Below are 12651 nucleotides of genomic sequence, written 5' to 3' on the forward strand. Positions count from 1 at the left end.
AATATCAGCTCATCGAGAAACAAAACACCGTGGTGGGCGAGGGTAATTTCACCGGGCTGCGGTTTCGAGCCGCCACCGACCAGCGCCGGGCCTGAAGCCGAGTGGTGCGGTTGTCGGAAGGGGCGCTGCGGCCAATGACTCAACGGGACGCAACTGGTGACTGACTGAATCGCCGCCACTTCCAGTGCTTCGCACTCGGCCAGGGGCGGCAACAGCCCTGGCAGGCGACTCGCCAGAAGCGTCTTGCCCGTTCCCGGAGGTCCGCTGAACAGCAGGTTATGTATTAATACAAAACATCCTGAGGCTGCTCGAAAACCGCCCTAAAACCCATGCAAAACATATGGGATTATGTCTGCCGTCTGGCGCTTCATTGGCATGGGAGGCCATGTTTCTGGGGCTATTGTTTAGCAAAGGCTTGATTGCGATCCAGTTTGAGGTTTACCGCACTACTAATGCATAATCGTGTCCAAAATTGGCCCCCGATCCGCCATCCTTCGCTTCAACGCACGCCAGTGTTGACGCTGGCTCCAGCATTTGTTGGTCAGTCACGTAGAAGAACGATTGAATTCGCAAGTATAGGAGGGGGACTCCGAGTCAGTGTGTTCATCTGTAGAGAGGTCAGTGTGTGAGTGAGACAAGTGAAGAGAAGACAAAGAGAAAGTATCTGACAGTCCTTCGTGGCTACCAGTGGTCATACCAACATTCGGTCTTCTACGATGATCCTGAACAAAGCCACGCATTGCTTGAACACATGGTGAAATTCAAACAGGCACTTCGTAGACGTTGCCCAGACCAGCCATTCCTTGTTCGTATCCAGACACTCAAGAAAGGCTCGGCACCACACCAAGCCTACCTGACGATCTTCACGACCAAGAAAGTCGAAGACCTGAGGGAGGTGGCGAACAAAGTCTTTCCTACGATCATGAATGTCATGGGCAAGAAGTTGTCCGTCGAGAAGCTGGATCAGATCGTAAGGGCAATCGAGAAACAGAAACCACACGACCTTTCCAAGCTGTTCGACAAGGTTGGGATCAATCGGTGGTCTGTGTTGAACAAGCATGTGCTGGTGGCGAATGAGGTTATGGCCCCAGCAGATGATTCAGAGTGATCTGTGTTCAAGTGGGTACACCCTGATGACCACTTGTCGGATGAATACACTTCCGTGGCTTCCAGCGTTGTTTTCAGCAGGTCTGAAGGGCACAATGACAGCCTCTAGACCCAGATGAACACAGGAGTTGGAAATGGACATTGGTTACGTACGGATCAGCTCGGTAGACCAGAACACTGCCCGTCAGCTTGATGGCGTTCAACTTGGAAAGGTTTACACCGACAAGTGCTCTGGTAAGGACACCAACCGTCCACAACTTTTGGTGATGCTGGATGCGGTTCGTGAAGGCGATACGGTTCATGTTCACTCGATTGACCGCCTCGCTCGTAGCCTGTCCGACCTGTTGAATCTGGTTCAGTCCTTGAACGAGAAGGGCGTGTCTATCCGCTTCCACAAAGAAAGCCTTCTGTTTACTGGGGCCGACGACAAGTACCAGAACCTGATGCTCCAGATGATGGGGGCTGTTGCCGAGTTCGAACGTTCGATGATTCGTGAGCGCCAGCGAGAGGGCATCAAGAAGGCGAAAGACGCAGGTGTGTACAAGGGTGGCGTGAAGAAAACCAATGCTGATGCCATCCGTACCCACGTCGCTAACGGATCATCTTATCGGGATACGGCAACGGCTCTTGGTGTGAGCTTGAGCACGGTACAACGAGCCATGAAGAACCAGTCTGATTGATGGCCTACTACAGCGCCTACAGGCTCACTTTGATGGGCTTCGTCACATCATCGACCTAGGAGCTGCTTGATCATGTTTATGCAGCGTTGTAGAGCGTCTGCTGGGGCCGCGAAGGGTTATTTATGGTGCCCTTTGGACCTTTTCTAGTGACCCCGGTCTTCGCCTGCTTAGCACCTGAGGTGTCGAGCAATGATTTCATGGGGGGCGTTCAGATTACTTGTTTGGCTGGCGTTTGAATCGACCCCCACCCCGAAGCAAGTCCCCGGGAAACGGGGGCATGCTCAGTGGAGTGGTTAGCAAGGCACCTATTGAGCGGGTTTAGCCGACGGCCACATCATATGTTGGTGCTGCATCATCTGGTCCATCATCATTTGCTGCATTCCCATGTACCGATCCATCATGTACTGGTGCTGTTTCATCTGTTCGGGAGTCATGTTCGAGTAGTTACTGCCCATGTCTTGCCAGCCCATCATATGGCCGTTACCCATCATTCCACCGTTCATCATGTTGTGGCCCATCATCCCGCCACCTGCACAACAGCCCATCATTCCATTGCCCCACATGCCGTTCATCATCCCCATCCCGCTTTGCATCATGGTCTGATGCTCTTGCAAGAGTTTCTGGCGTTCTTTGGGGTCTTTGGTCTGCTGGATTTTGCTCATTTGTTCCTGCATTTTCTGCAAGTTCTCTTGAGCTTGGGACATCTGTTTATCAAACTGTTCAACGTTGACCGTTGGTTGATCTGTTTTGTCTGCTGCTGCGACCCAAGTGGGGGCGAGAGCGACAGCAAATAGCAGGGCAGCAAGCTTTGGGGCTTTCATCGTTAGCTTCCTTTCCGTGTGGAGTTAAGAAGGCGCTGATTTGGGATGTGCATAGCATCAGGGTTGATGACGCAGATTGAGTGTAGCCCTGTGTAGTTGAGGTGATCTGATCTGCGTCAACGGATTACTGCTCCCGTTCCTCGCAGCAATGCTCGTGATATCGTCAGTGAGGGTATGGCGGCACAGTTAGTTAGAAATGCACTCAGGCCATATTGGCAAATGGCTTCTAAAGCCTCTGTAAGGCCGTATGGGAAGAGTTATCGTGATGTTGCTGGTAATGGGTGCATTGACTATGTCGGCTCTCCAGCGGCCTTGCATGGCGTCACATGGCATCCTGCTCGACGGCTATCAATTTTCTGTACGAGTTAGAGACTTTGGCAAAGTGCCTTTGAACCTGATTTTGACCTTGCTGAGGTCCATCTCTTTGAGCCGATTTACAACGTCTTTGGAGCCAATAAGGGATGGATCATTCAGGCGTTCTATCAGTTGTATAGCGGCTTGCCCTTGCTCCGCTGAAATTTCTCCCTGTAGTACCCTCAGGTCGACGATATTCTTCTGGGCGGCGAACATCATCATCGAGTTTTCGAAATGAATGATCTGGAATTGGGTGATGCCTTCTGCTGACACGGTGTGCATCTGCATCGGCATCTTGTAGCCACTGGTGACAGACGTAAATATCAATATGCCGAGGCGCTTCAAGAGTCTGTTAGCAGCATGTCTGCCTTCGAATGACACTATGTCCAGTTGGGCGAAGAAGTCCTTCTTAGAAACCACCTGATTGACCGCTAGCAATTCCCTCAACCGTTGTTGATCTTGACTCAACGTCGCCTGCTCGCTTTCGAGGTTTTGTACCAGTACCGCCAACGAAGACGATGGGGCCTCGTTCATAAGCTCCACAAACTTGGCTAGTCGTTCGTTTACGGTCTGCATCTTGCCGTCTACGGTAGCCAGTTCTTTCATCGTTTGGCCTTCACTGGCTTGCACGAGGCTCAGGCTATCCACCTTCGCCAGCACCTCACGCAATACACGCTCTGCACGTTCCACTCGGAGATAACCGTTCTTGCATACGCCTTTGCGGGCTGAGTGACATTGCAGGTAGGTTGCCCCTTTCGGTGGGCGTCCCTTGTTAACGAGATGCATCGCATCGCCGCAGGTCCGGCACTTCATGATCCCTTGGAACACATTGAATCGTTCGGATTGCTTGCCAGTCTTGTGAACTCGACGTTCAGCACGAACAGCCTGTGCCTGATAAAACACATTTTCATCGATCACGAGCGGGAAGAACCCAGCTACAGGTTCACCATCATTGACCCGTTTTCCGCCGACTACATGAGTGGGCTGGTACTCGCCAAGCAGAGCACGGTTTCCCAGAAGTTTGGATACGCTGCTTGTGCCCCATGCACCAGAGTGGTTCCGATTGCGACTGCCAAAGACTGGGATGCCACGTTCGTTTAGCAATCGGGGAATCACACCCTGGCCATAGCCCTGTATCGCCAAGTCGAAGATGAGCTTCACGGTTTCCACACGTTCTGGAATCGGCATGTACTTGTCATTGATAAGCGTCAGCCAGTAGGGGCATGCCTTTCCCAGTGGCTTCTTCTCTGAACGAGCAAGTGCTTTCTTGTTGGTCCATGCTGCCGATACACGATCGCCTTTAATGGCGCTTTCGTTGTGGGCACGGGACATGTGAACGATGGAGATGATCAGATCAAGTTCGTTGAACTCGTCAGTGTATAGGCGTTCATCTGCCAGCGTGACTACTCGGATTCCTCGGTTGAGGAGGTCCATGAATCGGGGTAAGGCAGTGTTCACCTTTTCCCGCGATAGCCTGTCGAGGCTTTCCACCAAAAGGTAAGAGCCACGCTCGATGGTGCCGTTCTCGACCAGATCAAGGAAGCGTCTGAGCTGACCCTCATCATCGAGGTGGCGCCCGCTGTAGGCACTCTTGCCTTTGTCGAGGAATGTGTACTCTTTTGCCGTAGCAAGCTCAAGTCCGTGATCAACGCAGTATTGAACTGCTGCATCACGTTGCCGTCGGTAGCTGTCACCCTTTGCCTGTTCGGGGCTGCTGAATCGGACGTAGCTGTACGCTTTGTTGGTCATGGCAATGGATGCTTGGGTTCAAATGTTTTGTAACCTAACACAATGTTAGCAAGTTATGCGCGCCGGCTGCAGCAATCAGCAACGCCCGTTTGGCGGCTTGCTGACCCTGCACTTCGTTCAGGTCGGGGTAGGGTTTGCTGGCGTGGATCAATCCATCGGAGACATAGGGTTCTACCGGCGTGTGTCCATTGAAATGCGCCACGGCCTGCAGCAGATGATCCACCGCAATCACTTTCAACCCCGACGCCAGGCACGCCTCCTCGGCATTCGCGCTCGGCACCATCAACGAACGCCCGGCCTTGCGCGCGGCCAGTGCCGCCGGCAACACGCCTCGCACCGCACGCACTGCGCCTGACAGGGCCAGCTCACCCAGACATTCCACGTCATCGAGCGTCAACGTCGGCACCTGCACGCTGGCCGAAAGAATCCCCAGGGCAATCGCCAGATCGAACCGTCCGCCATCCTTGGGCAAATCCGCCGGTGCCAGATTCAAGGTGATGCGCCGCGCCGGAAACTGCAGCCCCGAATTGATGATCGCACTGCGCACCCGATCCTTGCTCTCTTTCACCGCTGCCTCAGGCAGGCCGACCATGGTCAGCGACGGCAAGCCATTGGCCAGATGAACTTCGACGGTGACGGCGGGGGCATCCACGCCAATCTGGGCGCGGCTGTGGACGATGGAGAGGGACATGGTCGTTCCTTGAGTTGTACGGGGGCCGCTTCCTGCGGGTTTTTGAAGGGTAGACGGCAGCGCTGTTTCCGCAGTGCATGGAAGAGAAGGAATTTTCGCAAGATGTTGCGCCGTTCCACGGGCAGCGTATTGATTCTGTGGCGAGGGGAGCGCTCCCTCGCCATAAGCATTCCATCGTTTAATTTCTTTGAAGAGACATTGATGTGCGATGCGCTAGTGTTGGTCGAAAGTGGTCAGTTATTGCATTAGAAAGGGTGGATTAGCGGCGCAATCAGACGGCGGATGAGAGGTTCGTAGGATGTTGCCGGGACTCTTGCGGGCTTGAAGACCGCAGTCTCGGCAATTCCTACAGATAAATCTGACGGTCGTTACGACCTTGTGGCGAGCAGGCTCGCCTACACGGTGGAATGGGGTTAACCATTGGGGAGCGGGGCGTTATTCGGAGGGTGGATTCAGTTTCGCTTCCAGTTCCGCGACCTTCGTCTCAAGTGCCTCCAACCGTGCCCGCGTCCGCGCCAGCACGACCATCTGGCTATCAAACTCTTCCCGGCTCACCAGATCCAGTTTGCTGAAGCCGCTTTGCAGCAGGGCCTTGAACTGGCTTTCGATTTCGCTTTTCGGCAATGGGGTGTCGCCGCTGAAGAGACGGGAGGCGGTGCCCGTCAGGGCGTCGAGGAAGTCTTTGGGCGCGAGCATGGGAAAGGTCCTGATAACAATGGCCGGCAGTGTATCACGCAGTGTCTATAGTCATTTCGCGGGCAAAGGATGCACGCTTTTCGCGCATGGGGACGGACGGCATCGCACCGTTGTTGTGCGTAACGCGTGCGGTGTTGTTGCGAAGTCGCTGCCATCTGCTGGTAAAGGCTTGAAAACAGTACGTTTTGTGGAGATGGCAAGCTTTCTGCTTAGACCGTAGTGACCCATGCACTGATGCAGTCGCTGTGACGAATGCAGTGCGCCAAGCGGAGCACGGGAAGTGTTTCGTGAGGAGCGGGTAGCTGGCGTCGGACGGGCAAGTAAGGTCGACGATGCGTTACAAAGCCAGGCACTGCGCTTAGACTTGAGACGGGTTTGTTTTCCTGGGGCAAGTCCACCAATTCGGGAGAGAGTTTTCATGAAGCTAGTCACTGCCATCATCAAGCCGTTCAAGTTGGACGATGTGCGCGAGTCGTTGTCCGAGATCGGCGTGCAGGGCATTACCGTCACTGAAGTCAAAGGCTTCGGTCGGCAGAAGGGTCACACCGAGCTGTATCGTGGCGCGGAGTATGTGGTCGATTTCCTGCCAAAGGTGAAGATTGATGTCGCCATTGACGACAAGGATCTCGACCGGGTTATCGAGGCGATAACCAAGGCCGCCAACACCGGCAAGATCGGTGACGGCAAGATCTTCGTGGTCAATCTGGAACAGGCGATTCGCATCCGTACCGGCGAAACCGATACCGACGCAATCTAAGCCGCCACAAACCCAACGCCCCAGGAGAAAACAATATGACTCTGCGTAAATTCGCAGGGCTAGGAGCCCTGTTGTCCATCGTAATGCCCGGCCTGGCCATGGCGGCAGATCCGGTGGCGACTCCAGTCCTCAACTCCGGCGATACCGCCTGGATGTTGACCTCGACAGCCCTCGTGCTGTTCATGACCATTCCCGGCCTCGCGCTGTTCTACGGCGGCATGGTTCGGTCGAAAAACATTCTTTCCGTGATGATGCAGTGCTTCGCCATTACCGGTCTGATCAGCGTCCTGTGGGTCATTTATGGCTACAGCATCGCGTTCGACACCACCGGCATGGAACAAGGCGTCATCAACTTCAACTCGTTCTTTGGCGGCATGGGCAAGGCGTTTCTCGCCGGCATCACCCCTGCCAGCCTGACCGGCCCTGCGGCCCTGTTCCCTGAGGCAGTGTTCGTCACCTTCCAGATGACCTTCGCCATCATCACCCCGGCGCTGATCGTCGGTGCCTTCGCCGAGCGGATGAAGTTCTCCGCGATGCTGGTTTTCATGGGCGTCTGGTTCACGCTGGTCTACGCGCCGATCGCGCACATGGTCTGGTCCGGCAACGGCGGCCTGCTGTGGGACTGGGGCGTGCTGGATTTCGCCGGTGGCACCGTGGTGCACATCAACGCCGGTGTGGCCGGCCTGATTGCCTGCCTGGTGCTGGGCAAGCGTAAAGGCTTCCCGACCACCCCAATGGCGCCGCACAACCTCGGCTACACCCTGATGGGTGCGGCGATGCTGTGGGTCGGCTGGTTCGGTTTCAACGCCGGTTCCGCCGCGGCGGCCAACGGCACGGCCGGCATGGCGATGCTGGTGACCCAGATCGCAACCGCCGCTGCTGCATTGGGCTGGATGTTCGCCGAGTGGATGACCCACGGTAAACCAAGCGCACTGGGCATCGCTTCGGGTGTGGTTGCAGGCCTGGTGGCCATTACTCCGGCGGCCGGCACCGTAGGTCCTATGGGCGCTCTGGTGATCGGCCTGGCAGCAGGCGTGGTGTGCTTCTTCTGCGCCACTACCCTGAAACGCAAACTCGGCTATGACGATTCCCTGGACGCCTTCGGCGTGCACGGTATCGGCGGTATCCTCGGTGCAATCCTGACCGGTGTTTTCGCTGCACCGTCCCTGGGTGGCTTCGGTACCGTCACCGACATCGCCGCACAAGTCTGGATTCAATGCAAAGGCGTGGGCTTCACGGTGATCTACACCGCGATCGTCACCTTCATCATTCTCAAGGTACTGGATGCCGTCATGGGTCTGCGTGTCACCGAGGAAGAAGAAGCCGTCGGTATCGATCTGGCGCTTCACAACGAACGCGGCTACAACTTGTAAGCACGCGCATGAGAAAACTTGCCCGGCTTGCCGGGCATTTTTTTGTCCGGATTTTGTCGTTAAGGGAAGCGCTGAAAGGTTTTTTCTGACAGCTTTTGCACTGTTTGCGACGCGGGTTTTTGTGCCGCCGATGGCTTACAGGATTGAAGGAATATTAGGGCCTTTGTTTTTTCCCAGAGCGCGCTAGAATGCGCCCCGAACGTGCGGAGAACTGTATGTGGCAACAGACTCTGATTACTCTGCGGGCGAGGCCCCGGGGCTTTCATCTGGTAACGGACGAGTTACTCGCCGGCTTGCCTGAACTCAGGGCGTGCCGGGTTGGTCTGCTGCACTTGTGGCTACAGCATACCTCGGCGTCGTTGACCATCAACGAGAACGCCGATCCGGCGGTACGTCGCGACTTCGAACGGTTTTTCAATCGTCTGATCCCACAAGGAGCAGACGGCTATGAGCATAACGACGAAGGCCTGGACGACCTCCCGGCGCATTTCAAGGCCAGTGTGCTTGGCTGTCAGCTCAGTCTGCCGATATCGGCAGGCCGATTGGCGTTAGGGACCTGGCAAGGCGTTTATCTGGGCGAGCACCGTGATCATGGCGGTGCTCGTAAAGTCCTCGCCACCGTGCACGGTGAAGGGGCATAACCGCTGGTCAGCAGCGGCTGTTGATTTTTTTCCGGCAGCCTTCGACAGAGGGCAAAGCTGGGCTATAACTAATCTGCTTTTCGCAAGTCATGAGGTAGAACATGAGCGACGATGATCTGGAAAACGACGACCTCGAAGTAGGCGACGACGACGAAACCGAAGAAGGTCTGGAAGCGGCGGCGGAAGATGTCGCTGAAGATGACGGCGGTGATGCGCCGGTTCCGACCGCCAAAGGCAAAGCCAAGGCAGCGGTATCGGTCGATGAGTTGCCAAGTGTCGAAGCCAAGAACAAGGAACGCGACGCCCTGGCCAAGGCCATGGAAGAGTTCCTGGCTCGTGGCGGCAAGGTGCAGGAAGTGGAGGCCAATGTGGTCGCCGATCCTCCCAAGAAGCCTGATAACAAGTACGGCAGCCGGCCTATCTAAGCCTGATTCCTTGCTTGCTGAAAAAGCCCGCCGTCGCTGCGGGCTTTTTCATGCCTGAAACAAAAAAGATGAAAACGGTGGTGATCCCTGTGGGCACGAGCTTGCTCGCGATGGCGGAGTGTCAGGCAACCTTTATTTTGAATGTTGCGCTCTCATCGCAAGCTCGCACAGGTTTTCTTGTCAGTTCGAGGTCTTGTTCCAACTCGCCAGCAACGCCGGCAACTCGGTCAGGCTGCGAATCTCGGCATCCGGCAACCGGTCGGCTTCCCAGTCCTTGCCGGCCGGGTTGAACCAGATCGCCCGCAGCCCCGCTTGCTGGGCACCGGCAATGTCATCGCCTGGGTGGTCACCGATATGCACCGCGGTCTCGGCAGTGGCGCCACCGCGCTGCAGTGCCTCATGGAACAATCGAGAGTCAGGTTTGGCGATGCCGATGTCTTCGGCGCATAACGCGAACTTGAAATAATCCGCCAGCCCCAGGCGCCGCACATCGGCATTGCCGTTGGTCACCACGCCGAGGGTGTAATGGTTGGCCAGCACTTCCAGGGTCGGTTGCACTTCGGGGAAGATTTCCAGCTGATGCCTGGCGTGCAGAAACACCTCGAAACTCTGATCGGCCAGGTCGGACGCTTCCGTATGGGCGTAACCGGCTTCTTCCAGCGCCTGGAACAGCACCCGGCGGCGCAGGGCGCTGATGCGGTGCTTGAGGTTAGGTTCGATGCTCAGGATGCGTTCGCGAATGGCCCACAAGTGTTCCACCGGTACCGCGCCCAGATTCGGTGCGTGTTCAGCCAGCCATTCACGCAGTATGGCTTCGGCGCTGACGATCACCGGAGCGGTGTCCCAGAGGGTGTCGTCGAGGTCGAAGGTGATCAGTTGGAGAGTCATGAATCATCGCCTTTAATGCGTTTGGCCCGTGGATGAGCACTGTCGTAGACCGTGGCCAGGTGCTGGAAGTCCAGGTGGGTATAAATCTGCGTGGTCTTGATGTCCGAATGGCCGAGCAGTTCCTGCACCGCCCGCAGGTCCTGGGAGGACTCCAGCAAGTGGCTGGCGAAGGAGTGGCGCAACATGTGCGGGTGCAGGTTTTGCCCGAGCTCCCGTTCGCCAGCGGCTTTTACCCGTAGCTGAATCGCCCGTGGGCCCAGTCGACGGCCTTGCTGGCTGACAAACACCGCGTCGTCCGCCGGATTGGCCAATGCCCGTAACGGCAACCAGAGTTCCAATGCCTCGCGCGCCATTTTGCCCACCGGCAGCAGACGGGTTTTGCTGCCCTTGCCGAGCACCTGGATCATGCCATCCGCCAAATCAAGCTGATCGAGATTCAGTCCGGTCAGCTCCGACAGGCGCAGCCCGGAAGAGTAGAACAGCTCAAGTATCGCCTGATCGCGGCGTGCCAGAAAATCATCCTCCACACCGCCCTCAAGCAGTTGCAGCGCGCGGTCAGTGTCGAGGGTTTTCGGCAGGCGGCGTTCGCCCTTGGGCGGCGCCAGGCCGTTGGCCGGGTCGTGGTCGCACAGGCCTTCGCGGTTCAGGTAGTGATAGAGCCCGCGCACCGCCGACAAGAGTCGCGCCAGGCTGCGGGAGGACTGGCCCTGGGCATGCAGGCGAGCAATCAGGCTACGCAGACGCTGGATGTCCAGCGCCGCCCAGCTGCCGATGTTCTGTTTGACGCACCAGCCCAGCACCTTGTCGAGGTCGCGACGATAGGCCGAAAGCGTGTGCGGCGACACCTGTCGCTCACTGCGCAGGTGTTCGCAGTAAGCGTCCAGTTGCCGTTCCATGTTCAGCGTACCGAGCGCAGGGAGTTGTTGACCCGTGGCAGCACGCGGCCCATGACTTCGGCGATGTAGCTCAGGAACAGGGTGCCCACCGAGCTTTTGTAATGCTGCGGATCACGGCTGGCGATGGCCAGGATGCCGTGGATACCCTGATGGCTGATGGCGACGACGGCGGTGGAACCGATCTGCTTGCGCTGCTCTTCGCCGAACAGGAAGTCCAGCTCGTGCTCGCGCAGGCTGCCGCTGACGCTTTTGTCTTCCTGCAACAAGCCGCCAATGGCCACTTGTGCCTCAGCGTGGGTCACCCAGCGGCCGACCGGCATGGCGTTGTCGCCGAGCAGGATGAGGCTGACAAAAGGTACCTGGAAGTCCTGGCGCAGGCTGTCTTCGACAGACATCACCACGTCTTCCAGGCTGGCGGCATCCATCAGCGCGAGGATCAGGCGGCGGGTCTTGTCGAACAACCGGTCGTTGTCGCGGGCCACGTCCATCAAGTGCGAGAGACGGTGCCGCAACTCGATGTTGCGGTCACGCAGGAGGGTCATCTGGCGCTCGACCAGCGACACGGTATCGCCGCGCCGGTGGGGAATGCGCAAGGCCGGCAGCAGTTCTTCATGCTGGACGAAGAAGTCCGGATGAGCCTCCAGGTACGCGGCAATTGCCGCCGCCTCCAGGCTCTCGGACGGGGATTCGTCGGACTGTCGGGCGGGTACCTGAGGCTTATCGGTCATGGCTTTGGCTCACTCAAAGACGCACTTGTCCTTCATATACACGGACTGCCGGGCCGGTCATCAAGACCGGGTGGCCAGGGCCTGCCCATTCAATGGACAGGCGCCCGCCAGGCAGGTCGATCAATAGCGGCGAATCCATCCACCCCTGGCTGATCGCGGCCACTGCGGCGGCGCAGGCGCCGGTACCGCAGGCCTGGGTTTCCCCGGCGCCACGCTCCCAGACACGCAGCTGCGCGCGGCCCCGGTCGATGACCTGGAGAAAACCGACATTGACCCGTGCCGGGAAGCGCGGGTGATGTTCGATTTTCGGCCCCAGTTCATGCACCGGCGCATTGTTGATGTCGCTGACCCGCAGAACCGCATGGGGGTTGCCCATGGACACGGCGGCCAGTTCTACCGGGGTGCCATCGACGTCGACCTGATAGCTCAGGGCCTGCTCGGGTGCCTGGAACGGGATGTCGGCGGGCACCAGGCGCGGGGCGCCCATGTTCACGCCAATCTGCCCGTCGCTGCGCACGTCCAGCTCGATGATGCCACTTTTGGTTTCGACACGGATCTGCCGTTTTGCGGTCAGGCGCTTGTCGAGCACGAAGCGGGCGAAACAGCGCGCACCATTGCCGCACTGTTCCACTTCAGAGCCGTCGGAGTTGAAGATCCGATAACGGAAGTCCACGTCCGGGTTGCTGGGCGCTTCGACGATCAGCAGTTGGTCGAAACCGATGCCAGTGTGTCGGTCACCCCAAAGCTTGGCGTGCTTGGGCAGAATATGCGCGTGCTGGCTGACCAGGTCGAGGACCATGAAGTCGTTGCCCAGGCCGTGCATTTTGGTAAAACGCAGCAGCATG

General features: G+C 57.3%; 13 protein-coding genes and 2 pseudogenes. 6 read left to right on the forward strand and 9 right to left on the reverse strand.

The features are described 5' to 3' along the window. Positions 1-281: pseudogene (locus tag ACX3YD_RS00005) on the reverse strand (ATP-binding protein); the annotation flags it as partial. A 344-nt stretch (positions 282-625) separates the two neighbouring features. Here ACX3YD_RS00005 and ACX3YD_RS00010 point away from each other — a divergent pair. Beyond that, positions 626-1108 (forward strand): hypothetical protein, encoded by a 483-nt coding sequence (locus ACX3YD_RS00010; RefSeq protein WP_458959013.1) that lies wholly within the window; start codon positions 626-628, stop codon positions 1106-1108. Positions 1109-1241: 133 nt separating this feature from the next. Further along, positions 1242-1787 (forward strand): recombinase family protein, encoded by a 546-nt coding sequence (locus ACX3YD_RS00015; protein WP_458959014.1) that lies wholly within the window; start codon positions 1242-1244, stop codon positions 1785-1787. 305 nt (positions 1788-2092) lie between these two features. Here ACX3YD_RS00015 and ACX3YD_RS00020 read toward each other — a convergent pair whose 3' ends face one another. The 4 genes and pseudogenes from ACX3YD_RS00020 to ACX3YD_RS00035 all read right to left on the reverse strand — a co-directional run bounded on the left by ACX3YD_RS00020 (position 2093) and on the right by ACX3YD_RS00035 (position 6098). Then, complete coding sequence (locus tag ACX3YD_RS00020; protein WP_458959015.1) at positions 2093-2608, reverse strand: hypothetical protein; 516 nt, start codon at positions 2606-2608, stop codon at positions 2093-2095. Between the two features lie 348 nt (positions 2609-2956). Beyond that, on the reverse strand, positions 2957-4711 hold the full coding sequence (locus ACX3YD_RS00025) for a recombinase family protein (RefSeq protein WP_458959016.1): 1755 nt from the start codon (positions 4709-4711) through the stop codon (positions 2957-2959). Between the two features lie 46 nt (positions 4712-4757). Continuing rightward, positions 4758-5402, reverse strand: a pseudogene (locus tag ACX3YD_RS00030) (magnesium chelatase domain-containing protein); the annotation flags it as partial. Between the two features lie 435 nt (positions 5403-5837). Then, positions 5838-6098: an accessory factor UbiK family protein gene (locus ACX3YD_RS00035; protein ID WP_090466396.1), complete on the reverse strand. Its 261-nt coding sequence runs from the start codon at positions 6096-6098 to the stop codon at positions 5838-5840. 418 nt (positions 6099-6516) lie between these two features. Between ACX3YD_RS00035 and glnK the strand changes: the two genes are divergently transcribed. From glnK to sutA, 4 genes are all read left to right on the forward strand, one after another. After that, positions 6517-6855 carry a P-II family nitrogen regulator gene (glnK, locus tag ACX3YD_RS00040; protein ID WP_002555808.1) on the forward strand — a complete coding sequence of 113 codons (339 nt, stop codon included), beginning with the start codon at positions 6517-6519 and terminating at the stop codon, positions 6853-6855. 35 nt (positions 6856-6890) lie between these two features. Then, on the forward strand, positions 6891-8228 hold the full coding sequence (locus ACX3YD_RS00045) for an ammonium transporter (protein ID WP_103402921.1): 1338 nt from the start codon (positions 6891-6893) through the stop codon (positions 8226-8228). 215 nt (positions 8229-8443) lie between these two features. Continuing rightward, positions 8444-8869, forward strand: coding sequence for a secondary thiamine-phosphate synthase enzyme YjbQ (locus ACX3YD_RS00050; protein ID WP_047534955.1), 426 nt, complete (start codon positions 8444-8446; stop codon positions 8867-8869). Positions 8870-8970: 101 nt separating this feature from the next. Next, positions 8971-9294, forward strand: coding sequence for a transcriptional regulator SutA (gene sutA, locus ACX3YD_RS00055; protein WP_007980816.1), 324 nt, complete (start codon positions 8971-8973; stop codon positions 9292-9294). A gap of 180 nt (positions 9295-9474) precedes the next feature. On the opposite strand, the gene ACX3YD_RS00060 is transcribed toward sutA, so the two are convergent. From ACX3YD_RS00060 to dapF, 4 genes are read right to left on the reverse strand one after another with little or no spacing between them, the layout of a single operon-like run. Next, the gene (locus ACX3YD_RS00060) at positions 9475-10182 is read right to left on the reverse strand and encodes an HAD family hydrolase (RefSeq protein ID WP_047534954.1); all 708 of its coding nucleotides are present in this window, start codon (positions 10180-10182) and stop codon (positions 9475-9477) included. Then, positions 10179-11078 (reverse strand): tyrosine recombinase XerC, encoded by a 900-nt coding sequence (gene xerC / locus ACX3YD_RS00065; protein WP_103402919.1) that lies wholly within the window; start codon positions 11076-11078, stop codon positions 10179-10181. Before xerC ends, ACX3YD_RS00060 begins: the two co-directional genes overlap by 4 nt. Positions 11079-11080: 2 nt before the next feature. Then, complete coding sequence (locus ACX3YD_RS00070; RefSeq protein ID WP_090466401.1) at positions 11081-11806, reverse strand: DUF484 family protein; 726 nt, start codon at positions 11804-11806, stop codon at positions 11081-11083. Between the two features lie 13 nt (positions 11807-11819). Beyond that, positions 11820-12650, reverse strand: a complete 831-nt coding sequence (dapF, locus tag ACX3YD_RS00075) for a diaminopimelate epimerase (RefSeq protein WP_047534948.1) — start codon at positions 12648-12650, stop codon at positions 11820-11822. Position 12651 lies beyond the last annotated feature (1 nt).

The sequence above is a fragment of the Pseudomonas fluorescens group sp. PF-1 genome (assembly GCF_054481335.1).

What these genes read in the sequence shown, in the direction of transcription:
- dapF (WP_047534948.1), bottom strand. Translation starts at nt 12,650, where the DNA reads ATGCTGCTGCGTTTTACCAAAATGCACGGCCTGGGCAACGACTTCATG.
- xerC (WP_103402919.1), bottom strand. Translation starts at nt 11,078, where the DNA reads ATGGAACGGCAACTGGACGCTTACTGCGAACACCTGCGCAGTGAGCGA.
- ACX3YD_RS00015 (WP_458959014.1), top strand. Translation starts at nt 1,242, where the DNA reads ATGGACATTGGTTACGTACGGATCAGCTCGGTAGACCAGAACACTGCC.
- ACX3YD_RS00045 (WP_103402921.1), top strand. Translation starts at nt 6,891, where the DNA reads ATGACTCTGCGTAAATTCGCAGGGCTAGGAGCCCTGTTGTCCATCGTA.
- glnK (WP_002555808.1), top strand. Translation starts at nt 6,517, where the DNA reads ATGAAGCTAGTCACTGCCATCATCAAGCCGTTCAAGTTGGACGATGTG.
- ACX3YD_RS00020 (WP_458959015.1), bottom strand. Translation starts at nt 2,608, where the DNA reads ATGAAAGCCCCAAAGCTTGCTGCCCTGCTATTTGCTGTCGCTCTCGCC.
- ACX3YD_RS00070 (WP_090466401.1), bottom strand. Translation starts at nt 11,806, where the DNA reads ATGACCGATAAGCCTCAGGTACCCGCCCGACAGTCCGACGAATCCCCG.
- ACX3YD_RS00025 (WP_458959016.1), bottom strand. Translation starts at nt 4,711, where the DNA reads ATGACCAACAAAGCGTACAGCTACGTCCGATTCAGCAGCCCCGAACAG.
- ACX3YD_RS00050 (WP_047534955.1), top strand. Translation starts at nt 8,444, where the DNA reads ATGTGGCAACAGACTCTGATTACTCTGCGGGCGAGGCCCCGGGGCTTT.
- ACX3YD_RS00035 (WP_090466396.1), bottom strand. Translation starts at nt 6,098, where the DNA reads ATGCTCGCGCCCAAAGACTTCCTCGACGCCCTGACGGGCACCGCCTCC.
- ACX3YD_RS00060 (WP_047534954.1), bottom strand. Translation starts at nt 10,182, where the DNA reads ATGACTCTCCAACTGATCACCTTCGACCTCGACGACACCCTCTGGGAC.
- sutA (WP_007980816.1), top strand. Translation starts at nt 8,971, where the DNA reads ATGAGCGACGATGATCTGGAAAACGACGACCTCGAAGTAGGCGACGAC.